Origin of the sequence: Blautia sp. AF19-10LB (assembly GCF_003461245.1) — a bacterium.
Taxonomy (GTDB): domain Bacteria; phylum Bacillota; class Clostridia; order Lachnospirales; family Lachnospiraceae; genus Blautia_A; species Blautia_A intestinihominis.
Map to the genome: position 1 here is coordinate 1 of NZ_QTWS01000088.1, position 1,211 is coordinate 1,211.

The 1,211-nt window shown below is 37.5% G+C and carries 2 protein-coding genes and 1 pseudogene; all 3 read right to left on the reverse strand.

Going from position 1 to position 1,211, the window contains the following annotated elements:
- Positions 1-23: 23 nt before the first annotated feature.
- Entirely contained in the window at positions 24-275 is a 252-nt protein-coding gene (locus tag DWX28_RS19165; protein WP_199611877.1) for a hypothetical protein, read from the reverse strand.
- A 30-nt stretch (positions 276-305) separates the two neighbouring features.
- Positions 306-752 (reverse strand): flavodoxin, encoded by a 447-nt coding sequence (locus DWX28_RS19170; RefSeq protein ID WP_118254788.1) that lies wholly within the window; start codon positions 750-752, stop codon positions 306-308.
- 159 nt (positions 753-911) lie between these two features.
- A pseudogene (locus DWX28_RS19175) lies at positions 912-1,211 on the reverse strand (hypothetical protein); the annotation flags it as partial.

Genomic DNA, 1,211 nt, shown 5'->3' on the forward strand with positions numbered 1-1,211 from the left:
ACCCACTATAATATCATTTTTATTTACTTCGCTACACACATGTTTTCATCAATCCATTTCTGGATGTCGTCTTCGCTTACTTTAACCAAACGGGCAATTTTCTTAACATCCATCTCCTCTTCTGCCATAGAAAGAGCTGTCTCTTTTGCTTTTTTTAGTTCGCCGCTTTCCATTCCTTCGCTATAAATTTTTTCCATTTCATGGCACATAAGTTCAACTCCATTCTGCGTGTCTTTTAATTCATGTACCCGTTTTACAACAACCGGACTGTGCATTTCATCCGCATTCCTGTTTGTGAGATCATACTATTTTAACCAATCTGTGATATTTTCATCTGTTGCATGGTTCGCATTAAATGGTCTGCACCATTTTGCAGAATATTTCTTTTTGATCTTCACCGCAATTTTTTGTGGTTCTGTAGCTCCGCTGGTTGTAAAAATTGCTGCTTTTTTTCCATTCAGATTTACCTTGTCCAGAAAACTGAATACTGCATTTGGAATTGTTCCACACCAGATCGGGCTTCCTATCAGTATCCTGTCGTATGCAGAAATATCAGGAATCTCCATATCCAGTTCTGGCCGCTTATTTAATAAAATTTCTTTTAATGCGGTAAATACCGTTTTTCTATAAGACATCCGGTAAGATTTATAAGTCTTAATCTCTGCCAGATCTGCCCCGGAAAGCTGTGCGATCCGTCCAGCAGCTTCTTTTGTCTTTCCTTTCTGCGAAAAATAGATAACTAATGTTTTCATTTGACAGGCTCCTTTTCTAATACAATATATTTATGGCTGATGTCTCTACAACTCTGATACAGAATAACTGCTCTATTATAACTGGATATTTACTCTTAAGCACGATATTATATAAATCAGGGCAAGCCCAACAGACCTGCCCATTTATAAATGCGTTCCTTATTTCATTGCACATAGATTTTCATCAATCCATTTTTGGACTTCATTCACATTATGATTTACAGCTTTTGCAATTTTTTCAACAGGCAGACCCATTTCTGCAAGTGAAAGTGCTGTTTCTTTTGCTTTTTTGAGTTCACCACGTTTCTCCCCACTTTCCATTCCTTCGCTATAAATTTTTTCCATTTCATGGCACATAAGCTCAACCCCTTTCTGCGTGTCTTTTAATTCATGTACCCGTTTTGCAAGAACTGGACTGTGCATTTCATCCGCATTCTTACAATGCAGATCATGCATAAG